Origin of the sequence: Streptomyces sp. NPDC056987, from assembly GCF_042673865.1 — a bacterium.
In the GTDB taxonomy this organism is placed as follows: domain Bacteria; phylum Actinomycetota; class Actinomycetes; order Streptomycetales; family Streptomycetaceae; genus Streptomyces.
Genome location: NZ_JBHURV010000006.1, coordinates 1 through 21,217 on the forward strand (window position 1 = coordinate 1; position 21,217 = coordinate 21,217).

The 21,217-nt window shown below is 69.4% G+C and carries 20 protein-coding genes and 1 pseudogene; 13 read left to right on the forward strand and 8 right to left on the reverse strand.

Going from position 1 to position 21,217, the window contains the following annotated elements:
- Window positions 1-204: 204 nt before the first annotated feature.
- Window positions 205-414, forward strand: coding sequence for a hypothetical protein (locus ACFTZC_RS09045; protein ID WP_382888118.1), 210 nt, complete (start codon window positions 205-207; stop codon window positions 412-414).
- Window positions 415-911: 497 nt separating this feature from the next.
- Here the strand turns inward: ACFTZC_RS09045 and ACFTZC_RS09050 are convergent, their stop codons facing one another.
- On the reverse strand, window positions 912-1,172 hold the full coding sequence (locus ACFTZC_RS09050) for a hypothetical protein (protein ID WP_382888119.1): 261 nt from the start codon (window positions 1,170-1,172) through the stop codon (window positions 912-914).
- A 129-nt stretch (window positions 1,173-1,301) separates the two neighbouring features.
- Between ACFTZC_RS09050 and ACFTZC_RS09055 the strand changes: the two genes are divergently transcribed.
- From ACFTZC_RS09055 to ACFTZC_RS09070, 4 genes and pseudogenes are all read left to right on the forward strand, one after another.
- Window positions 1,302-1,592 (forward strand): helix-turn-helix domain-containing protein, encoded by a 291-nt coding sequence (locus tag ACFTZC_RS09055; RefSeq protein WP_382888120.1) that lies wholly within the window; start codon window positions 1,302-1,304, stop codon window positions 1,590-1,592.
- Between the two features lie 15 nt (window positions 1,593-1,607).
- Entirely contained in the window at window positions 1,608-2,117 is a 510-nt protein-coding gene (locus ACFTZC_RS09060) for a DUF5753 domain-containing protein (RefSeq protein ID WP_382888359.1), read from the forward strand.
- Between the two features lie 67 nt (window positions 2,118-2,184).
- Window positions 2,185-2,427, forward strand: a complete 243-nt coding sequence (locus ACFTZC_RS09065) for a DUF397 domain-containing protein (protein ID WP_382888121.1) — start codon at window positions 2,185-2,187, stop codon at window positions 2,425-2,427.
- Window positions 2,428-2,954: 527 nt separating this feature from the next.
- Window positions 2,955-3,086, forward strand: a pseudogene (locus ACFTZC_RS09070) (DUF6596 domain-containing protein); the annotation flags it as partial.
- A gap of 83 nt (window positions 3,087-3,169) precedes the next feature.
- Here ACFTZC_RS09070 and ACFTZC_RS09075 read toward each other — a convergent pair.
- The 3 genes from ACFTZC_RS09075 to ACFTZC_RS09085 all read right to left on the reverse strand — a co-directional run bounded on the left by ACFTZC_RS09075 (window position 3,170) and on the right by ACFTZC_RS09085 (window position 8,961).
- On the reverse strand, window positions 3,170-4,213 hold the full coding sequence (locus ACFTZC_RS09075) for a pentapeptide repeat-containing protein (protein ID WP_382888122.1): 1,044 nt from the start codon (window positions 4,211-4,213) through the stop codon (window positions 3,170-3,172).
- On the reverse strand, window positions 4,174-7,896 hold the full coding sequence (locus ACFTZC_RS09080) for an HPC2 multi-domain protein (RefSeq protein ID WP_382888123.1): 3,723 nt from the start codon (window positions 7,894-7,896) through the stop codon (window positions 4,174-4,176). Before ACFTZC_RS09080 ends, ACFTZC_RS09075 begins: the two co-directional genes overlap by 40 nt.
- 336 nt (window positions 7,897-8,232) lie before the next feature.
- Window positions 8,233-8,961 (reverse strand): lysophospholipid acyltransferase family protein, encoded by a 729-nt coding sequence (locus ACFTZC_RS09085; protein WP_382888124.1) that lies wholly within the window; start codon window positions 8,959-8,961, stop codon window positions 8,233-8,235.
- A 363-nt stretch (window positions 8,962-9,324) separates the two neighbouring features.
- Here ACFTZC_RS09085 and ACFTZC_RS09090 point away from each other — a divergent pair, with 363 nt between their 5' ends.
- The 5 genes from ACFTZC_RS09090 to ACFTZC_RS09110 all read left to right on the forward strand — a co-directional run bounded on the left by ACFTZC_RS09090 (window position 9,325) and on the right by ACFTZC_RS09110 (window position 13,953).
- Window positions 9,325-9,657 (forward strand): TlpA family protein disulfide reductase, encoded by a 333-nt coding sequence (locus ACFTZC_RS09090; RefSeq protein ID WP_382888360.1) that lies wholly within the window; start codon window positions 9,325-9,327, stop codon window positions 9,655-9,657.
- A gap of 195 nt (window positions 9,658-9,852) precedes the next feature.
- Window positions 9,853-10,383, forward strand: a complete 531-nt coding sequence (locus ACFTZC_RS09095; protein WP_382888125.1) for a flavin reductase family protein — start codon at window positions 9,853-9,855, stop codon at window positions 10,381-10,383.
- 223 nt (window positions 10,384-10,606) lie between these two features.
- Window positions 10,607-11,410, forward strand: coding sequence for an electron transfer flavoprotein subunit beta/FixA family protein (locus ACFTZC_RS09100; protein WP_382888126.1), 804 nt, complete (start codon window positions 10,607-10,609; stop codon window positions 11,408-11,410).
- A 107-nt stretch (window positions 11,411-11,517) separates the two neighbouring features.
- A complete protein-coding gene (locus tag ACFTZC_RS09105; RefSeq protein ID WP_382888127.1) occupies window positions 11,518-12,480 on the forward strand; it encodes an electron transfer flavoprotein subunit alpha/FixB family protein in 963 nt (320 codons plus the stop codon).
- Between the two features lie 165 nt (window positions 12,481-12,645).
- Complete coding sequence (locus tag ACFTZC_RS09110; protein ID WP_382888128.1) at window positions 12,646-13,953, forward strand: DUF6986 family protein; 1,308 nt, start codon at window positions 12,646-12,648, stop codon at window positions 13,951-13,953.
- 12 nt (window positions 13,954-13,965) lie between these two features.
- On the opposite strand, the gene ACFTZC_RS09115 is transcribed toward ACFTZC_RS09110, so the two are convergent.
- Window positions 13,966-15,009, reverse strand: a complete 1,044-nt coding sequence (locus ACFTZC_RS09115; protein WP_382888129.1) for a LacI family DNA-binding transcriptional regulator — start codon at window positions 15,007-15,009, stop codon at window positions 13,966-13,968.
- A gap of 188 nt (window positions 15,010-15,197) precedes the next feature.
- On the opposite strand from ACFTZC_RS09115, the gene ACFTZC_RS09120 reads away from it, so the two are divergent.
- Entirely contained in the window at window positions 15,198-16,154 is a 957-nt protein-coding gene (locus tag ACFTZC_RS09120; RefSeq protein ID WP_382888130.1) for an ROK family protein, read from the forward strand.
- 73 nt (window positions 16,155-16,227) lie between these two features.
- Here ACFTZC_RS09120 and ACFTZC_RS09125 read toward each other — a convergent pair whose 3' ends face one another.
- Together ACFTZC_RS09125 and ACFTZC_RS09130 are read right to left on the reverse strand one after the other, a co-directional pair.
- Window positions 16,228-16,599, reverse strand: a complete 372-nt coding sequence (locus ACFTZC_RS09125) for a hypothetical protein (protein ID WP_382888131.1) — start codon at window positions 16,597-16,599, stop codon at window positions 16,228-16,230.
- Window positions 16,600-16,784: 185 nt separating this feature from the next.
- A complete protein-coding gene (locus ACFTZC_RS09130) occupies window positions 16,785-16,967 on the reverse strand; it encodes a hypothetical protein (protein ID WP_382888132.1) in 183 nt (60 codons plus the stop codon).
- Between the two features lie 199 nt (window positions 16,968-17,166).
- On the opposite strand from ACFTZC_RS09130, the gene ACFTZC_RS09135 reads away from it, so the two are divergent.
- Window positions 17,167-18,204 carry an NUDIX domain-containing protein gene (locus ACFTZC_RS09135; protein WP_382888133.1) on the forward strand — a complete coding sequence of 346 codons (1,038 nt, stop codon included), beginning with the start codon at window positions 17,167-17,169 and terminating at the stop codon, window positions 18,202-18,204.
- A gap of 41 nt (window positions 18,205-18,245) precedes the next feature.
- Here the strand turns inward: ACFTZC_RS09135 and ACFTZC_RS09140 are convergent, their stop codons facing one another.
- On the reverse strand, window positions 18,246-19,610 hold the full coding sequence (locus ACFTZC_RS09140) for a dipeptidase (protein ID WP_382888134.1): 1,365 nt from the start codon (window positions 19,608-19,610) through the stop codon (window positions 18,246-18,248).
- 201 nt (window positions 19,611-19,811) lie between these two features.
- On the opposite strand from ACFTZC_RS09140, the gene ACFTZC_RS09145 reads away from it, so the two are divergent.
- Window positions 19,812-21,119: a geranylgeranyl reductase family protein gene (locus ACFTZC_RS09145; protein WP_382888135.1), complete on the forward strand. Its 1,308-nt coding sequence runs from the start codon at window positions 19,812-19,814 to the stop codon at window positions 21,117-21,119.
- Window positions 21,120-21,217: the final 98 nt, after the last annotated feature.

Consider the following 21,217-nt stretch of genomic DNA (forward strand, 5'->3'; position numbering starts at 1 on the left):
TCCCAGCATGTCCATGCCCAGCGCCCGTCCCGCGTGGCGATCAGTCACACAATCGAGCGATCAGGAAACGAGAAATATCGGACTTAACGTCCACTCAGTTGATCTGGTTCGGCCCGGCGCTTTCCAACACAGGCGCCCGGATACCTGTTGTTGACAATGACGTCACGAGCATCTGGGGCCATGGCACCAAGGGGGGGATGGCCCGTGCGTCTCGTTGTGATCATGTCAAAGGTCGTGCTCGCAGTCGCGGGCACTTGGCTGCTTCTGTGCGCGATGATCGCCTTTCCCGCGCTGTTGCCGGCGCGGTGGGAGCACTACCTGATCTCTCCGGCTTCGGTGAGCCTGTGGCTGATCGCCATGCTCGTGAGTCCATTTGCCGTCTGCTGGAGGCTGCGGCGTTGGATCGCCAGATGATTGCCGTGCTCTGCGGCAAACGTAGGTTGAGGAGTGTCTCTTCCCATCCCGAGGACACCGCGGTGCGCCCGTCGGCCGGAGGCGTGGGTGGGTGAAGTCGGCCCGGTGCGGCTTCACCGAGAAATGGGCCAACGGACCAAAATACCCGAGACGCCCTGCGAAATCGGATTAGATCATCTGATACATGGCCTAATCGACTGATACGGGACACCAGGAGATCGCGCGAGACCGACTCACATCACTCAAGCTTCGCTGAGACTGCTCAACCTTCGCTGCGAGAGGTCAGGAGTACGGAAGAAGCGCGGCACGCCCAGCGTGCACCGCGGCCACGGGCAAGGCTCTGTCGGCCGGCACCGAACTGCTCACCGGATGCGTGGAGGTCACCCGCCCACGGCTGGGATCCCGCAGGGAGGCAGCGTTCCTCCGCTACGAGGCTGCGCTCGCCCGCAGGGTCCCCGGTCGAGCGCGATCTCATCTCTCCTCGGGCTTGGAGTCCGTCAGTTGACAGAGGCAACCCATACGAGATGGGCGGTCACTCCCTCGCCACGGGAGAAGTGACGGACCGCCTGTTCGGGCGACGAAGTAGTGAGACGAAGCGCCCCGCCGGGGGTGACAACTTCGGCGCGGTCATCGAAGGCAAGTACCCAGGCGGCGACCCAGCCGTCATCTTCCTGTCCCTCTTCGTGGAACACTGCGAACAGCCGCGGTGCGGTGTCGGCCACGATCTCCTCCATGATCTTGCTGAACTCCTTGGTCATCTACGCCTCCAAGCTTGAGTTGATGTCGCTCCTGCTAGTCGCCCAATCGAATGAACTCCCTCGTCGGGCTTGCGAAGCAACGCCCAAGTGCGGCAAGCAGGTGCTGACGACATGTGAGGAGAAGTGGGAATGACCGAGGCGTCCAGCCCCACAGTGTGGCGGCGCTGGCTGGCGTTCGAGCTGGCCCGGCTACGGAAGGAAGCGGCCCTGGACCAGAAGGACGTGGCCAAGGCCCTGCGGCGCACGGTGGGCAAGGTCTCGTACTACGAGACGGCAGAGCGTCCCGTAGTGGTGCGGGACCTGGACGAGGTGCTGCTCCCGCTGTACAACGTGCCGCAGGAGCGTTGGCCGTTGTACCTTCGCGCGGCCACAGATGCCCGGAAGAAGGGGTGGTGGGAAAGCTACGGTGAGGATCCGTAGCCGGGCTGGTTCTCGCTGTTTGTCGGCCTGGAACAAGGTGCTTCGCAGATCCGCGCGTACGAGAGCGAGGCCGTGCCTGGGCTGCTGCAAACCAAGGCATACACAGACGCGATCACCCGCCGGGGTACAGCTGAGCAGTTGGATGCCCACGTTGATTGCCGCGTGGAGCTGCGCATGACCCGGCAGTCCGTGTTGAGTCGAGAAGCCGGCCCGCTTCGACTGTGGACCGTCCTGAGCGAGGCCGTGCTACGACGGGTCGTTGGAAACCCAACTACCATGAGAGACCAGCTTGTCCACTTGACGGACATGGCTCGCAACCCGAAGGTCACCATTCAGGTCATGCCCTTCACGCGCGGAGCCCACCCCAGAATGGCAGCAGGCCCGTTCCAGATCCTCGGCTTCCCGTGGCCGACCGATCCGGCGGTGGTCTACGCACAGCACCACGCTGGCGCGTCTTACCTCGAAGCGGCCCAGGAGATCGAAGCGCACACAGTAGCTTTCGAACACCTTGTGCCCTCGCGCTGAGCCCAGACGAATCGATCGACATGGTGCAAGAGATTGCCGAGCAGTACACATGAGAGGGCTGAATGACATGAGTGTCGACCAGGATCCGCACATCCGGTCATGGCGTAAGTCCAGCTACAGCGGACACGAAGGAGCCTGTGTCGAAATCGCCGATAGCGTCTCCGGTGCTGTCCGCGTGCGGGACAGCAAGGCGCCCGAGGGCCCGGCGCTCACATTCCCCTCAGCGGCCTGGCGAGTGTTCATATCGGTAGCGTGGAACGGACGTTTGTCGAGAATGGTGCCGACAAGACCGGGTCACCATTGCAGGTGAGCCTCGGACCGGTCCGAACCCGGTTCATCCCTCCTGAGCGCCAGACAGGACGATTCTTCTGAGCACAGAACACAGCCTACCGACGACTAGCCCAGGTCCGCAGGGTCTCTCGGCTCGCTCCGAGTTCTGCGGTGACCGAGTCGATCGTCCGGCCTGTCTACTGGACCGGCTTCGCCGCCTGTGGGCGACGCCGTCGAGTAACAATTGGCCACCGGGACTGGGAAAGTATGATGGAACACCGCAACCGCACGAGGCCTTGAGCATCTGTGTCCGCAAGGTCACCCCCGCCGTCTCCGCGACGCCCCGAGCTGCAGTGGTGGCAGGCTTCCGCAATGTGCTGGAGACGGGTTCGTCGTGATTGCCTCGGCCAGCACCGACTGAGCGACGCCGCGTGGCACGAGGGCCAAGGGGCAAGCTGAGGCCATTGCATAGGCTCGCCCTTCGGCCTCACTTACTAGGGGCCTCCAGCTTCGGTGACACGATCACCACCAGCGCGGCGGGCCGGTGGCAGTGGCGACCGGTCGCGTGCGGGGCTGCTCGCCCTCATCCTGCCCCACCACGCCCGGCTTGTCGCCCGGACCGCGCCCGACGGCAGCCTGGTGCCGCTCGCCGAGCAGGACTGCGGCCCGTGGGAACAGGATGGCGCCACCGAGCAGATCCACGACACGTTCGGCCCGTATCTGGGGCTGTTGTATTGAGCGGTACGATCTTAATGATGTGCGGATTTGTGGTTTGCGCAACTCTATCGATCCGTCGCATGATTCGTATCGCATTCCCTTTCGCAGGAGTGGAGGACTTCTCTGACTAGCTCGCATTCCTCCTTCGAACTCGCCAGATCCTCTTCGTGCCAGATGCCGACATCACGCTTCGAGTTGATCCAGCGAGTTTGCCTCTCAAGAAGTCTGGCCGCCCTGTTTCCGTTCCGTCCGGGTAGACCCCGCAGCCGGTCCGGAGCCAGTCTCATAACGCATGGATATTGCGCGACCTTGATGTACTGATTGCTGTGGGGGAGTGTAACGTCTCTCAAATCCAAACCTCGGAATTCCACAAATCGCAATGTGGCATCACGGAAATCGACTCGCGCCATGAGGTTGTGGTCGGTTGCCTCGCTGTTTGGCGGTAGGGACCAGAACACGGTTCCTCGCAGGTGCCCAGCGAATCGGCAGCCCCTGAAACATGCAGATCGAAAATCCAGTTGATCTACATCGGCATAAGAAAAGTCGCAATCCCGAAAGTCGGCATAACTGAAGAATGAACTCTTCAGATCTGCACCGCTGAAATCGACTCGCACGTAGGTGCTGCGATCTCCTTCGTTCCAAGTCCCGAGGTGGCACGCCCGCATGGCGGTGTTGCTAAAGTTGCTGTCCACCACCTCCAAGCCCCAAGTCCGCCAGTCCCGGCAATCCGCTTCATCGAAAAGGCAGTTAACGATTCTGCAGTCCTTGAAACGAAGCGAATTCAGTGAACTTCCCGTGAAGTCAATTGCGCTAAATTCCACACCGTGCGCATCGAGGGGAGTGGTGATTTCCTCGACCATATACCCGCCTGCAGTTATCCCTGAGGGCAGGGGCAACTCGCTTCCCATGCGGATTCCTCGGAGGTCCACGCGATCCTCGTGGCGCTCGAGCGGCAAGGAGGCGAGATCGCCGGCAGGGTCGAGCAACTCTTTGATCACCCGTTGGGTGAGCTCCACCCCTGCGGGCGTCTTCCATCGCTCACTCAACTTTTGATTGGCCACCGCCATCATCACTCCCCCTTCTCTGAGGATTCTCTGTCGCGTATCCATGCATGGTACTTCTCATTGAGATCCTTCAGTGCCTCGTATGCGTGGGGATCGCTGGGTATCTTGTACAGGATGGCCAGCGCCTTTCCCCCGAAGTTGGGCATCGGTTGGCCACTCTTCTCAATCTTCTTCTTTTCTTTCTCTGATATGTAATCTGGATTTCCTGTGTATTTTAAATGATCCCGCCACTTGCCCTCCGTTGTGACGTCGCCCCACCACTTTCCGTGCTCTTTCGTGCCTTCTTTTGGATAGAAGTCTGGTTCGCGCACGAAATTTTCGGAAAGTCGAAGGTGGGCCAGGTCGGGATCTTGTGCCACTTCGTCCTTGAAGTACTTGTCTATGCGACTGCCTCGCTGGGCGAAAAATAGCATGCGGATCTTCCAGTATTCAGCTCCCTTTATATCGTCATCGAGCCTGTCCCAGTCTTCTATCTTCCCCTGTAGGGCCGCAAACTGCTCGTCTGTGATGCCCTCGTCGATATAAGTATCCACCGCCTTCTTGGTGCATTCGACCAATTTCTCCCGGATCCTTTTGGACCAATATTTCTCCTCAATGGCCTCCTCTTGTTTCTTGCTTCGCTTCTTCTGCTTTCCTGCCTTGTCTTTCCCCTGCTCGTCGTGTACCTTATGGCCCACCTGCCCGCCCTTTTCTGTCTGCTCATATGCGACGGGATTGACGACAGCTTTTATGACCCAGACATTATTCTTCAAATGGGTGCTGAGTTCGGTCAGCTTGTACCTGGCTTTTATCAGGGCCAGAACGGGCGTTAGTGCGGTTTTAGGTAGCCTGCTTCCCTCTAAAGCGTTGACCGCTCGGACTGCGGCCCGCAGCCCCCTTGTAAGACGCTTATGTTTTGCTTGCGGGGTGTCCAGGCGAGGCCTGTCGGACTGCTTCCGGCCCGGCCCGCGCTTGGGCTCCTCGCGCTTCTTGTCGGACTTGGGTTTAATTTTGGGCCAGAGCTTCTTGACCAGGCCGACGATCTTGTCGATGGCCCAGTCGATGGCTCGGTTCACCGGGCGGGCCAACTGCTGGAAGATCTGGCGGACTTTGCCTGCGATGCCGCCGATGCCCAGGATCGCCGCTAGGACGCCGATCAGGACCGGGATGGAGCGGGCCAGGGCTCGTTCGACCATGGCGGGGACTCCGCCGCTGCCACCGCGGGCTATGGCTATGACCGCGTCGAGTACCGAGTTGACGAAGTCGATGATCTGGCGGGCCTGGGTGACGATGAAGCGGACGATGTCGATGATCATCTTCACCGCGCGGACGAACGCGGAGGCGGGGTTGAGGAGGGAGAGGATCCAGGTGATGCCCGCGATGACGATGGTGGGGGTGAGGTATTTGATCAGTCGGTCGATGAGGTCTTTCTTGAGGTCGCCTACGCGGGACTTGAGGTCGTCCCAGGCGCCGGCCACGCCTTGACGTTTGACTGCGGCGACCAGCGGCACCGCGGTTTCTGCCGCGGTCACGGCCTGTTCGGGGACCTTGCGGGTGATGCGTGAGCGGATGTTCTGCCAGCTGATGCCGAGCAGTGAGGCGATCATCAGCAGGATGCCGCGGATGTCGAACGTGGCGGGGATCTGTACGCCCGCGGAGGAGCCGACTCCCAGCAGCCAGGACAGCACGCCCTGCTGCATGTGCCGGCCGATATTCTTCATGAACAGTTTCAGTCCACCGCCCACGGCGGTGACGAGTTTGCCGAGAAAGCCGATCGGGTCGGCCAGGATCATGCCGATCGCCTGAACTGCTTTGCGCAACACGCCCATCAGGAGGTTTTTCAGCTCCTTGATGGCCTGGACGGCGCCGGCGATCGCGTCCTTGGCCTTGCTGACCAGCCCCTTGTTCTTCTCCTTCTCCGCTGCGATCTCCTTGTCGACCTCCTTGACCGCGTCGGTGTAGCGGGTGGCGAGGGTGTCGACGAGTTCGGTGCCCTTGTCGTTGACGGTGTCGCGCAGCTCGTCGAACTTGTCGGCGAACTCGCCCGCGGCCTGCCGGCCGATGGCCTGGAGATCTTGGGGCAGCTTGTCCACCGCCGCCTTGAGTTCTTTGCGGCCGCCCGCGATACGGTCCTTGGCCCGGCGCAGTTCGCGCTCCACGGTGCCGGCGATGTCGCTGACCACCTGCCGCATCGCGGTGAGGTAGTTGGCCTTGGCCTGCTCGCAGATCCGGTTGGCTTCCTCGGGCAGGTCGGCGAACCGGTCCTTGACCCAGCGAGCCCAGCCGGTGGGCCCGGAGTAGCGCCGGTCCTTGTAGTCCTCCATTCCCTGGGTGTGTTCACGGGTGAACTGGTCGCGGGCGCGTTTCTCTTCGCGGGTGAAGTCGGTGTCGATCGTCGCGTCCAGATCGGTGAGGATCTTCTCGACGTCGGTCTTGGTCTTGTCGAACACCTTCTGCAGCAGCGCGGTGACCGTGGTCCGCTTTTCCTCGTCGCTGCCCTTGGCGCGGGTCTTGCCCGCGGCGACCTGTTGCCCGGCCGCGATTCGGGTGCCGGCCATGGAGGTCATGGCGGCCGGTCCGATCGCCGCCGCGTTGTTCTTGACCGATTTGATTTCCTCGGCCTCGGCGCCGCGCAACGCGCGGGGGGCTGTGGCCGCGTGCTTGTCCATCGTCTTCTTGCTGGCCAGCGCTGCTTTGAAGGTGGGTTCGTTGGAGCGGGCCAGCTGCTTTTCGGTGACCTTCGCGTCGGACATCTGCCGCTTGACCTGTTCGGGGCCGGCGGACATGTCGGTGGCCGAGGCGGGCAGTGCGTCGGGCACTGCCTGGTTCGCGTTGGGCCCGGCGGGTCTGCCCGGTGGCCGGTCCGCCACCAGGGGGACCACGGTCTTGGCGTCCGGCGCGGGCTGTGGCGGTTGCGCGGTGGTGTCGGCGATCTCCTGCGCGGCGGTCTCCTTGCCTTCGCCGACCTTGCCCTGGACTTCCTGTTTGACTTCCTCGGCCTTGTCCGACGTGCCGAACTTGTCGGCCTGGTCGAGGTTCTTGGGCGCGCGGTCCGCGATGGCCTTCTCCACCGCGGCGACGAAGGCGTTCTTGTCGAACTCCTTGGGCTGGGTGGCATCCATGTCCTCGGCGTGCGCCGCCTTGCCCCGCGCCTCCTGGTCATCCGTGGGCGGTACTGCCGCTGCCTGCGCCGCCGCTGCCTCCGTGGGGGCGGGCGGATGAGTGGTGCCCACCACCCGTTTCTTGGTGGCCACATCCTTCTTGAGCGTTTGGAACTTGGGATCGGTCCCCGGCGACCGGCGACCGGCAGTCTCCGGCTTGCCCTTGGTCTTCTCGGGCCGCCCGGTGGAGGTATCGGCTCGGCCCTGCTCCTGTACGTCCCGGGGAGCCGCGAGTGGAGTCTTCGCCTTGGCCGAAGGCGGTCGTGGTCCGGCCGGTCGGGGTGTCGCCGTTGTTGTCGGCCTCGCGCCGGGTGCTACCGGCCCACGAGGTGCGGCGACGGCACTGCTGGCTACCGCCGCGTTTCCCACCGTTGCCTGACCGGCCAGGCCCCGCAGGGCCGGCAGGCCCTGGCCCGGTAACGCCGGTAGGCCCGGTGGCAGGTTGGTCAAGGCAGCCGTCGTGGCCGCGTTCCCCACCAGGGGCAGCGCCATCCCCCCGCCGGCCGTTCCCGGAAGGGAGGGCCGTTCGCCGCCGCGCCAGGTGTTCGCCTCGTCCGGCCGCTGTGTGTCCGTCGCCGGTTGCGCCATCGCCAGAGCCGGCGCGGACAACGGCGGCCTGGGGGTTCTCGCTGGCGGAGGCATCCGACGGGTCCTCTGCTCGGCAGGCGGGGCAGGACGCGCTCCCGAGCAGGTGACGTACCTACGATCGGGACTCGAACACGATGCCATCCGGCGCGTCAGGGCTCCGCGACCCCGACGTCACCTCGGCGTCACCCTCGCGTCCACCTATGTCCGGGCCCGCGCACAGAGGCCCGTACGTCCCCGCACGACACACCTCGGCCCCGACCGGTCGTAGCTGGTCGGGGCCGGGACGATGGGTGGCTCCTGCGCGGCGAAGAGACGTTTCCTCCCCGCCCGTTCCGCTCAGCGGGCCTCGGCCTCGCGCGCCTCGGCCGGGGTGGGCGCCGTACCGCCCAGGTGCGCCGGTACCCACCAGGTGTCGTTCGCGTCCTTGGGGCGTACGGGATAGGCCCGCTGCGCCGCCTCCAGCAGCTCCTGCACCCGCTCGCGCAGCCGTCGGGTGATCGCGCCCGCGTACTGGTCCGCCGGCGCCTCGACCTGCTCGCCGACCCGGATCGTCACCGGGATGTGGCTGCGCCTGAAGTTGCGCGGCCTGCCCTTGGTCCACACCCGCTGGGTGCCCCACAGGGCCACCGGGATCAGCGGAACGCCCGCCTCCTGTGCCATCCGGGCGGCGCCCGACTTGAAGCTCTTCAGCGTGAAGGACTGCGAGATCGTCGCCTCGGGGAAGACTCCGACGATCTCACCGGCGCGCAGCGAGGCGAGGGCGTGGGCGTACGCGTGCTCCCCTTGCTTGCGGTCCACCGGGATGTGCTTCATGCCGCGCATGAGCGGGCCCGAGATCTTGTGCTTGAACACGGCGTCCTTGGCCATGAAGCGCACCAGCCGCTTCTGGGGGAGCGCCGCGAGTCCCGCGAAGACGAAATCCAGATAGCTGATGTGATTGCTCACGAGCACGGCACCGCCGGTGCGCGGAATGTGCTCGGTGCCCTGCGTGTCGATCTTCAGGTCCAGCGCCTTGAACATGGTGTGAGCGGCGCCGATGACCGGCCGATAGACGAGCTCTGCCATCTGGGGAGGACCCTTCTGTTCCGGGGAGGTTCTCCCGGCGGAAGTTACGCAGCCGTAGGTTTTCGGCATTGCGCCGATGTTGCCGTATCAGACGCGCTGTGGCCAGTCCTGGTGTACGCGCGGAGCGAGATTCTCGTCACGTCGCCGGGAGTATCTCCGGAAACCCGGGCAGCCGGGCCTGCCAGGGAGAACGCGCGGGCGCGCGGTGGTGTTGCCCCGGTCGCGGAATATTTTCCGGTCGCGCGGACGCTGCCCGGGAGGGTGGCGGCGAGCGGCAGGGCGCGGCGCCGCGACGACGGGAGGCCGTACGTGCGGACGGGCGACGGGACGCGGACCGACGGCGGAGCGCGGGCGGACGGCCGGGTGGACAGCGGCAGCGGTGGTGGTGCGCGGCGGCTCGATCGGGTGGAGCTCGGTGCCGAGTTGGGGGAGCGGGCCACGCTCGTCCAGTTCTCCACCGCGTTCTGTCAGCCCTGCCGGGCGACCTGGCGCACCCTCTCCGAGGTGGCGAAGATGGTCGACGGGGTCGCCCACGTGGAGGTGGACGCCGAGGAACGGCTCGCGCTCGTGCGGGACCTGGGCATCGTCACGACGCCGACGACGCTGGTCCTGGACGCCGGCGGACGGATCGTCCGCCGGGCCGCCGGGCAGCCCCGTACCGTCGATGTGATCGCCGCGCTGGGCGCGGCGGTGTGACCCGGGACGGTGCGCGGCGCTGTGACCTACGTACTTGACTGTGCATGCCACCCATCGTCACCCTGGCGAAGTGCCCCAGGATCTCCTTCTCTTCGGGCGGGTTCATGTGGACCTGGCCCGTAACGCGAGCGCGCGCTGTCCGGCTCTCTGAGCAGCCACGGACCCGTTCGACACACCTCGTAGAAGGACCTTGCCATGACGGCGACCCCCGACCTCGGCACCCACCGGCTTGCCTCCCCCGACCTGCTCCGCTCCGTCTTCCGGCAGCATGCCGCGGGCGTCGCGGTCATCACCGCCCGCGGTGAACGCCCCGTCGGCTTCACCGCCACCTCGCTCAACTCCGTCGCCGCGGAGCCGCCGTTGGTCTCCTTCGGTATCGGCGTCTCCTCGTCCAGCTGGCCGGTCGTCGCCGAGTCCGCGTACGTCGGCGTCCACATACTCGGGGAGCACCAGGCCGAGCTGGCCGCGCGGTTCGCGCGCAGCGGCGCGGACCGCTTCGCGCCGCCCACCGCGTGGCGGACCGGCCCCGAGGGCGTGCCGCTGCTCGACGGGGTGCTGGCCTGGCTGGTCTGCCGGGTCGTCGCCCGGGTCCCGGCCGCCGACCACCGGCTGGTCGTCGCCCAGGCCGTCGTCGGCGACCCCTCGGGGGCCGGCCGCCCGGAGCCCTCGGGGCCCGGCCGCCCGCTCCTCTACCACCAGGGGCGCTTCAACGCCCTGCGCGACTGAGCGGTCTCCGGCTTCCTCGCGGCGGGAGTTCCCTGGCGGGGCCCCTTGCGGGCGTTGGTAACGTCACAGTTCCAAGCGCTTGCTCAGTGGGCATGCTCTGGATGTACTGGTGAGTAATATCAACTCCGTGGCTCCGGTCCCTCCGACCGGAAAGAGCCCGGCAGGGCGCCTATGCTGCGTGCAACAAGGCAGCCAGAAATGACGATGCGGTAGGAGAGCCGGCGTGAGCCTGAGGATCGTTGTCTGTGTGAAGTACGTGCCCGACGCCACCGGTGACCGGCACTTCGCCGATGACCTGACCGTCGACCGGGACGATGTGGACGGCCTGCTGTCGGAGCTGGACGAGTACGCGGTCGAGCAGGCCCTCCAGATCGCCGGGGACTACGACGGTGACGGCGACGCGGAGATCACCGTCCTGACGGTCGGCCCCGAGGACGCCAAGGACGCGCTGCGCAAGGCGCTCTCCATGGGCGCCGACAAGGCCGTCCACGTCGAGGACGACGACCTGCACGGCACCGACGCCCTCGGTACGTCCCTGGTGCTCGCCAAGGCCGTCGAGAAGACCGGCTACGACCTCGTCATCTGCGGCATGGCCTCCACGGACGGCACCATGGGCGTGCTCCCCGCGATCCTCGCCGAGCGGCTCGGCGTCCCGCAGGTCACCCTCCTCTCCGAGGTCTCGGTCGAGGGCGGCGCGGACGGCACGGTCAGGGGCCGCCGCGACGGCGACACCGCGAGCGAGACGCTGGAGGCGTCGCTGCCGGCCGTCGTCTCGGTGACGGACCAGTCGGGCGAGGCGCGTTACCCCTCGTTCAAGGGCATCATGGCCGCCAAGAAGAAGCCGGTCACCTCCTGGGACCTGGAGGATCTGGAGATCGACGCCGACGAGGTCGGCCTCGGGGGCGCCTGGACCGCCGTCGACTCGGCGGACGAGCGCCCGGCCCGTACGGCGGGCACGATCGTCAAGGACGAGGGGGAGGGCGGCAAGCAGCTCGCCGCCTTCCTCGCGGAGCAGAAGTTCATCTGAGACCGGCCCCCCCCACGTGCCGGTCGGTCCGTGCTCCGTCACACCGCCTTCGGTGCCCCGCGGGCACCAGATCCTCATGACCCTCGCATCCGCAGGAGTGCAATCCCATGGCTGAAGTTCTCGTCTATGTCGACCACGTGGACGGCGCCGTCCGCAAGCCCACCCTGGAGCTGCTGACGCTCGCCCGCCGCATCGGTGAGCCGGTCGCCGTCGCGCTCGGCACCGGCGCCGAGGCCACCGCGCCCGCGCTCGCCGAGCACGGCGCGGTGAAGGTCCTCACCGCGGACGCCGCCGAGTTCGCCGACTACCTCGTCGTGCCGAAGGTCGACGCGCTGCAGGCCGCGTACGACGCCGTCGCGCCGGCCGCCGTGCTCTTCCCGTCCTCCGCCGAGGCCAAGGAGATCGCGGCGCGTCTCGCGGTCCGTATCGGCTCCGGTCTCATCACCGACGCCGTCGACCTGACCGCCGACGACCAGGGCCCGGTCGCCACGCAGTCGGTGTTCGCCGCCGCGTACTCCACCAAGTCCCGGGTCTCCAAGGGCACGCCGGTCATCACGGTGAAGCCCAACTCGGCCGCCGTGGAGGCCGCCCCGGCCGCGGGCGCCGTCGAACCGCTCGCCGTGAGCTTCGGCGCCGCGGCCACCGGGACGAAGATCGTCTCCCGTACCCCGCGCGAGTCCACGGGCCGCCCCGAGCTGACCGAGGCCGCGATCGTGGTCTCCGGCGGACGCGGTGTCAACGGCGCCGAGAACTTCGCGGTCATCGAGGCGCTCGCCGACTCCCTCGGCGCGGCCGTCGGCGCCTCGCGCGCCGCCGTGGACGCCGGCTGGTACCCGCACTCCAACCAGGTCGGCCAGACCGGCAAGTCGGTCTCGCCGCAGCTCTACATCGCCTCGGGCATCTCCGGCGCGATCCAGCACCGGGCCGGGATGCAGACGTCCAAGACCATCGTGGCCGTCAACAAGGACGCCGAGGCTCCGATCTTCGACCTCGTGGACTACGGCGTGGTCGGCGACCTCTTCGAGGTCGTCCCGCAGCTCACCGAGGAGATCAAGGTGCGCAAGGGCTGAACGGACCCCTCCGGTACGCCCCGGGGCCGCGCGGTGGACTCCACCGCGCGGCCCCGCGCCGTTTCCGGGCCGGGGCCGGGTCGCCGTTGACGCGGCTCGGACCTGCGGCTTAACTTCGGTAACGGATTACTGATTCCGCAAGGCGGAAAGAAGAAGGGTGCCGGAATGGGGCAGCACGAGAAGATCGCCACGAGCCTCCCGGCGGCGGTCACCGAGGCCGTCGGTGCCTCCCTCGCAGGGGTCGACGCCGAGCTGGCCCGCCGCTACCCGGGCGACCCCGGTACCCGCCAGCCCGTCCACACCGTCTACGTACCCGCCGACGCCTACGGCGCGGGCACCGTCCGCTCCTGGGGCGACCAGGCGCTCGCCGCGCTCGACGAACACGCCCCGGACGCCGCCTCGCTGGCCCGCGTCCTCGGCCTCTCCGACGAACTGGCCGGGCCGGTGTACGAGCGCGTACGGGACAAGCTGGTCCGGGAGCCCGTCGAGGACCTGCGGATCGACTTCGAGGACGGCTACGGGCCCCGGCCGGACGACGAGGAGGACGAGGCCGCCGCCCGCGCCGCCCGGCTCGTCCACGAGGCGTACGCCGCCGGCGCCCCCGGCACCTCGGCGCCGTACACGGGCATCCGTGTGAAGTGCCTGGAGGCGGCCGTGCGCGAGCGCTCCGTCCGGACCCTGGACATCTTCCTCAGCGGGCTGATGGCGGCGGGCGGACTCCCGGACGGGCTGGTCCTGACGCTGCCCAAGGTGACGTACGCCGAGCAGGTCGCCGCGATGGCCCGGCTGGCCGGGGAGTTCGAGAAGGCGTACGGACTGGAGCCCGGCCGGATCGGCTTCGAGATCCAGATCGAGACCAGCCAGGCCATCCTCGCCGCCGACGGCACCGCGACCGTGGCCCGGATGATCGGCGCGGCGGACGGCCGGGCCACCGGGCTGCACTACGGCACCTTCGACTACAGCGCCTGCGTCGGCGTCAGCGCCGCGTACCAGGCGAGCGACCACCCGGCCGCCGACCACGCCAAGGCCGTCATGCAGGTCGCCGCGGCCGGCACCGGGGTCCGGGTCAGCGACGGCTCCACCAATGTCCTCCCGGTCGGGCCGACCTCGCAGGTGCACGAGGCGTGGCGGCTGCACTACGGCCTCACCCGGCGGGCCCTCGCCCGCGCCTACTACCAGGGCTGGGACATGCACCCGGGCCATCTGCCGACCCGTTACGCCGCCGTGTACGCCTTCTACCGCGAGGGCCTGGCACCGGCCGCCGCCCGGCTGGCCGCCTATGTCGCCAGGGCGGGCGGCGCCGTCATGGACGAGCCCGCCACCGCCAGGGCGCTCAGCGGCCACCTGCTGCGCGGGCTCGACTGCGGCGCCCTCGACCACGACGAGGTCACCCGCCTCACCGGCCTCACCCGCGCCGATCTGGAGGGCTTCACCCTCCCGCGCGCCCAGGATGCCGGGCCGGGCGGCCGGTGACCCGGCGCCGGTTCATCCGTCCGCCGGCGGCGGGATCTCCCCCGAGCCGCGGGTGATCAGCCGCGTCGCCAGCACCACCTGGGACGGCGCCTCGGCCGCGCCGTCCAGCCGGTGGAAGAGCCGCTGCGCCGCCGCGCGGCCCAGGGCCGCCGCGTCCTGCGCGACGACCGTGAGCCCCGGGTCGAGCAGATCGGCCAGCTCGATGTCGTCGAAGCCGACCAGCGCGACCGGCCGGTGGTGGGCCGCCAGGACCCGTACCACCGTCACCGTGACCCGGTTGTTGCCGGTGAAGATCGCCGTGACCGGCTCGGGGCCGCCGAGCATCGCGACGACCGCCTCCTGGACCCGGCCCGGCGCCGTCGTGCCGAGTGAGACCCAGTCCTCGTCGATCGTCAGACCGGCGTCCGCCATCGCGGTGCGGTAGCCGCGCAGCCGCTCGCCCGCCGTGTGGATGCCGGGCTGGTCGCCGATGAAGCCGATCCGGCGATGGCCGTGCGCGATGAGGTGAGCGGTGCCCGAACGGGACCCGCCGAAGCTGTCGGAGAGCACCGCGTCGGCCTCGATGCGGCCGGCCGGCCGGTCCACGAAGACGGTCGCCACGCCGGCCTTTATCTCGGGCTCCAGATAGCGGTGGTCCTGCCCGGCGGGGATCACGATCAGCCCGTCCACCCGGCGCGCGCAGAGCGCCAGCACCAACTCCTGCTCGCGGTCCGGGTCCTCGGCGCTGGAGCCGTTGATGAGCAGCGCGCCGTGGGCGCGGGCCACCTCCTCCACGGCGCGGTTCAGCGGACCGTAGAACGGGTCCGCCAGATCCTCCAGGACCAGCCCGATGCTCGCCGTACGGCCCTTGCGCAGCACCCGTGCCGAATCGTTGCGGCGGAACCCCAGCGCGTCGATGGCCTCCTGCACCCGCCGCTCGGTGTCCGCCGTGACCCCCGGCTCGCTGTTGACCACACGGGAGACGGTCTTGAGCCCGACCCCGGCCCGGGCGGCCACGTCCTTCATCGTGGGCCGGTTGCCGTAGCGGGGTTCGGGGCGTCGGGCGGTATCGGCCACAGTGCGCTGTCCTGTCGTCGTTCGGTCGTCGGGTCGTCCGGGGGCGCGACGTGCGCCGTCCGGGGCGTGCGGTCGAGCATAGGCCCTGGACAACGTTGTCAGGGGAATGGAAACTGTTCATCGAAACCTGTCACCTCTACCCGCGCGGTTCCCTTGAATGCGCCTCATCTCCAGGAGATGCCACACCGATGCATACCGACTCCGTTGCCGCACTCGACATCGGCGGCACCAAGATCGCCGGGGCGTTGGTGGACGGCGGCGGCAGAATCCTCGTACGGGCGCAGCGCCCGACCCCGGCGCGCGAGGACGGCGAGACGGTGATGCGCGCCGTCGAAGAGGTCCTGGCCGAGCTGGCCGCCTCGCCGCTGTGGCCGACGGCCACGGCGATGGGCATCGGCAGCGCCGGCCCCGTGGACGCCTCGGCGGGCACGGTCAGCCCGGTCAACGTGGCGGGCTGGCGGGCGTTCCCCCTGGTGGAGCGGGTACGGGCGGCCACGGGCGGGCTGCCGGTGACCCTGGTCGGGGACGGCGTCGCGATCGCCGCGGCGGAACACTGGCAGGGCGCGGCCCGCGGTTACGACGACGCGCTGTGCATGGTGGTCTCCACCGGTGTCGGCGGTGGGCTGGTGCTCGGCGGAAAGCTTCACCCGGGCCCCACCGGCAACGCGGGCCACATCGGGCACATCAGCGTGGAACTCGACGGCGACCTCTGTCCGTGCGGCGCCCGGGGCTGTGTCGAGCGGATCGCGAGCGGCCCCAACATCGCCCGCAGGGCGCTGGAGGGCGGCTGGCTGCCGGGCCCCGACGGCGACACCTCGGCCGCCGCCGTGGCCGCCGCCGCGCGGGCCGGGCACCCGGTCGCCATCGCCTCCTTCGACCGGGCCGCGCGTGCGCTGGCCGCCGGGATCGCCGCGACGGCCACGCTCACCGAGATCCGCATCGCGGTCATCGGCGGTGGTGTCGCGGGCGCCGGCGAGGTCCTGTTCGCACCGCTGCGTCGCTCGCTGCGGGAGTACGCGACGCTCTCGTTCGTCCGGCGGCTCACGGTGGCCCCGGCGCTGACCGGCACGGACGCCGGGCTGGTGGGCGCGGCGGCGGCAGCCCTGCTCACGCGGCGGGACACCGCGGCGCCGATGGTCGGCTGACGGCCCCCGGTGGCGGTGCGGCCCGGCGGCGGGGCCCTGCGAAGCCCCGCCCCTCCCCGGAACCGGCCGACGGTCAGCGGGTGGTCTGGCAGGCCAGCCGCTGGCTGCCCCGGAACCGTACACACAGCTCCGTACCGCTGCCGGTGTCCCCGGACGGCCAGGTGTGCGTCAGCGCCTTGCCGGAGCGGACCGCCGTGGCCGTGCCGACGTGCTGTCCGTTCCGCAGCAGCGACACCGGGCGGGAGGCGACCTCCTCCGGGGGGTTGGTCCAGATCCCCGTGACGGAGTTCCTGGCGCCGCGCCCCTCCAGCCGGATGCAGATCTGCGGCCCGGAGAAGTGATGGGTGCAGGCGCTGCTGTCCGCGGCGGCGGGGGCGGCGCTCAGCGGGACGGCGACCGCCGCCAGGGCGAGGCACAACGCCAGGGCGGCCGGTGTTCTGGGCATCTCGGGCTCTCCACTCGTACGGTTCGCGGTCCCGAACTCCCCGGACCCGCCGGGGACTTCGGGCCCGTCGTGGGACTTCGGACCCGCCGGGAACTTCGGACCCGCCGTGGGACTTCGGACCCGGAAGGCGTCGCGAACTCGTTCGCGCGGGCCCGGTCCGGCGGTCTCAGAAGCATCCGGCGGTCTCAGGAGCAGGAGTCGGGATCGGTCGCCTGGTGCGGTACGACGACCAGGAAGACGTCCGAGTCGAGGTCCATCACGACCTCGGCGGGTGTGCCCTCGTCCCGCCGCGCCCGCGCGAACTCCTCCGCGGGCCGGCTTCCGCGCGGCCCGCCCGCGGGAAACTCCTCCAGCACCGTGCGGCGCATCGCGTACCCCCCTTGCCCCTTGACGACATCGAGCATTCCAACGACGTGCCACGGGTTTGTGTTACGGCCCCGGCACGGGTTGGTCACGGCCGGTTGGCCGGAGCGGCGCTCTGATCCCGCACGGGGTTTCCGTGGCAGGGTGTTGCGGGCAGTCCACTGGGGGCTCTCGCGACCTGGGCCCTACGGAAGAGGGGGAACCGTGATCGTCTGGATCAACGGCGCGTTCGGAGTGGGCAAGACCAGCACCGCGCGTGAACTGATCGACCTGATCCCGAACTGCACGCTCTACGATCCCGAGCCGATCGCCGGGGAACTGACGCGGCTGCTGCCGCAGAAGAAGCTCGCCGAGGTGAGCGACTTCCAGGACCTGCCGATCTGGCGGCGGCTGGTGGTCGACACGGCGGCGGCGCTGCTGGCCGAGGTCGGCGGGGCGCTCGTCGTCCCCATGACCCTGCTGCGCCAGGAGTACCGGGACGAGATCTTCGGCGGTCTCGCCGCGCGCCGTATCGCCGTACGCCATGTGCTGTTGTCAACAGATGAAACGATACTTCGCGGACGTATCGCCGCTCGTGAGGACGTCGCCGACGATCCCGAGGTGAACGAGCGCAACCGCCGCTGGTGTTACGAGCACATCGAGCCCTACCGTACGGCCCTGGACTGGCTGACGGGAGACGCCCACGTCATCGACAACACCGTGCTGACCGCGCGGGAGACGGCCGAGGCACTGGCCGAGGCGGTACGGGACGGCGTGGCCGGGGTCTGCGAGATCGTCCAGACGCCCGAACCGGCCGCCGAGACCGTCGCGGCCGGGGTGCTCCTCTTCGACGAGCAGGACCGGGTGCTCCTCGTCGACCCCACCTACAAGCCGGGCTGGGAGTTCCCCGGCGGCGTGGTCGAGCAGGGCGAGGCCCCCGCCCGCGCCGGGATACGGGAGGTCGCCGAGGAGATAGGGATCGAACTCACCGAGGTGCCGAAGCTGTTGGTGGTCGACTGGGAGCCGCCGCGCCCTCCGGGGTACGGAGGGCTGCGGCTGCTCTTCGACGGCGGCAGGCTGACCGCCGAGGAGGCCCGACGGCTGCTGCTGCCCGGCCCCGAACTGCGGGGCTGGCGCTTCGTCGACGAGGAGGAGGCGGCCAGGCTGCTGCCGCCGGTCCGCCGCGCGCGGCTGCGCTGGGCCCTGCGCGCGCGGGAGCGCGGCGCGGTGCTCAACCTGGAGGACGGAGCCCCGGTCGGCTGACCCGCGCCGCCTCCCCGCCCCCGGTGTGTCCAGGGGACGCCTCAGGCGCCCCGGGAAGCGGCGTAGTTGACCAGGAAGTGCGCCTCGGCCACGGCGAGACGCTCCAGCTCCTCCGGGGAGACACTCTCGTTCACCGCGTGGATCTGCGCCTCCGGCTCGCTCAGCCCGATCAGCAGGATCTCCGCCTCCGGGTAGAGCGCGGCCAGGGTGTTGCAGAGCGGGATGGACCCGCCCTGGCCCGCCGTTTGCATCTCCTGGCCCGGATACGCGACCCGCAGGGCGTCGGCCATCGCCGTGTACGCGGGGCTGGAGGTGTCCGCGCGGAACGCCTGCCCCTGGCCCACCTGTTCCACCGCGACCCGCGCGCCCCAGGGGGTGTGGGCCTCCAGGTGAGCCGTCAGCAGCTCGGTGGCCGTCGCGGCGTCCTGCCCCGGCGGTACGCGCAGGCTGACCGTGGCCCGCGCGTTCGCCTGGACGGACGGCGTGGCGCCGACGACGGGCGGGCAGTCGATGCCGAGGACGGTCACGGCGGGGCGCGCCCAGATCCGGTCGGCGACCGAGCCGTGCCCGATCAGCCCGACCCCGTCGAGCACCTTCGCGTCCTTACGGAAGTCAGCCTCCGGGTACTCCAGCCCCTCCCAGACCGCGTCGGCGGCCAGCCCGTCCACCGTGGTGGAGCCGTCCTCGGCGCGCAGCGAGTCCAGCACCCTGATGAGGGCGGCGAGCGCGTCGGGCGCCGCACCACCGAACTGCCCCGAGTGCAGATTGCCTTCGAGCGTGTCGACCCGCACCCGCAGCATGGTCATGCCGCGCAGCGTGGCCGTGACCGTGGGCAGGCCGACCCGGAAGTTCCCGGCGTCGCCGATGACGACGGCGTCGGCGGCCAGCAGTTCGGGGTGCTCCTCCGCGTACCGCTCCAGACCGCCGGTGCCCTGCTCCTCCGAACCCTCCACGATCACCTTGACGTTCACCGGCACACCGCCGTTCGCCCGCAGCGCGCGCAGGGCGAGCAGATGCATCAGGACGCCGCCCTTGCAGTCGGCCGCGCCGCGCCCGTACCAGCGTCCGTCCCGCTCGGTCAGCTCGAACGGCGGGGTCAGCCAGGCGTCCTCGTCGCCGATCGGCTGGACGTCGTAGTGCGCGTAGAGCAGCACCGTCGGGGCGTCCTCGGGGCCGGGCAGCAGACCGTACACGGACTGGGTCCCGTCGGGGGTGTCGAGGACCGCGACATCCTGGAACCCCTCGGCGCGCAGCGCGTCGGCCACCCACCGCGCGGCGCCCTCGCACTCGCTCCTCGGAGCGACCGCGGGGTCCGCCACCGAACGGAAGGCCACCAGCTCCGCGAGCTCCGTACGGGCGCGGGGCATGAGGGACGCCACGGTCCCGGAAAACGGATTCGCGGTCATGGGCACGCTCCTGGTGGGTACATCGTTGTCACAGTCGGGTGTACGGCGGGTGTTGCGCCGGGGCGATGGCGATGGTGTGTCGATGGTCCGGCGCCCTCGGCGGGGCCTTGTCGATACTCCCACAACGGCTCGGGCGCGCAGCGCCGTAGGATGCCGTTCGACAGCAGGGGCCACCGGTCGGATCAGGAGCAGAAGCACATCGTGAGCAGCGAGAACGCAGACGCCGGAAGTGTGCACGACGAGCCGGTGTGGGATGTCGTCGTGGTCGGCGCAGGACCTGCGGGAGCCTCCGCGGCGTACGCGGCGGCGGTCGCGGGCCGCCGGGTGCTGCTGCTGGAGAAGGCCGAGTTGCCGCGCTACAAGACCTGCGGGGGCGGGATCATCGGGCCCTCGCGCGACGCGCTGCCGCCGGGCTTCGAGTTGCCGTTCAAGGACCGCGTGCACGCGGTGACGTTCTCCCTGAACGGGAAGCTGACCCGCACCCGGCGCTCCAAGCGCATGCTTTTCGGGCTGATCAACCGCCCGGAGTTCGACGCGAGTCTGGTCGAGCACGCGCAGAAGGCGGGGGCGGTCCTCCGTACGGGGACGGCGGTCTCCCGTGTCGAGCAGCACGGCCCGGCCGTGCCCGACCGCCGTACGGTCGCGGTCGTCCTCGGGGACGGCGAGACGGTGCTGGCGCGGTCCGTGGTCGGTGCCGACGGCAGTGCCAGCCGGATAGGCGCCCACGTCGGCGTGAGGATGGACCAGGTGGACCTGGGCCTGGAGGCGGAGATCCCGGTGCCGCCGACGGTCGCGGAGGACTGGGCGGGGCGGGTGCTCATCGACTGGGGCCCGCTGCCCGGAAGTTACGGTTGGGTCTTCCCCAAGGGCGACACCCTCACCGTCGGCGTGATCTCGGCGCGCGGCGAGGGCTCGGCGACCAAGCGCTATCTGGAGGACTTCATCGCCCGGCTCGGGCTCGCCGGGTTCGAGCCGTCGGTCTCCTCCGGCCATCTCACCCGCTGCCGCAGCGAGGACTCCCCGCTCTCCCGGGGCCGGGTACTGGTCTGCGGCGACGCGGCGGGGCTGCTGGAGCCGTGGACGAGGGAGGGCATCTCCTTCGCCCTGCGCTCCGGACGGCTGGCGGGGGAGTGGGCGGTACGGATCTCCGAGGCGCACGACGCCGTGGACGCCCGCCGCCAGGCGCTGAACTACGCCTTCGCCATCAAGGCGGGCCTCGGCGTGGAGATGGGGGTCGGGCGGCGGATGCTCGCGATCTTCGAGCGCCGGCCGGGGGTGCTGCACGCGGCGATCACGGGCCTGCGCCCGGCGTGGAACGCGTTCGCGGACATCACCCGCGGTTCGACGACCCTGGCGGGTCTCGTACGGACGCGGCCGCTGGCCCGGCGCGCGCTGGACGTGCTGGACCGCCGGTCGGCGGACGGCCGCCCGGTGACGGCCGCGGGGGAGGAGGGCGCTCCGGCCCAGAGCGACCCGACGGGTGTGCCGGAGGCCGGCGCGCGGGAGTGACGGGCGCCCGCGCATGACCGGCGGGCGCGGGCCGGGCGGGGCGGGGGAACGGCCCCGCCCGATGTCCGGCCCGCGGGGTGCTGCCCAGGACGCGGTCG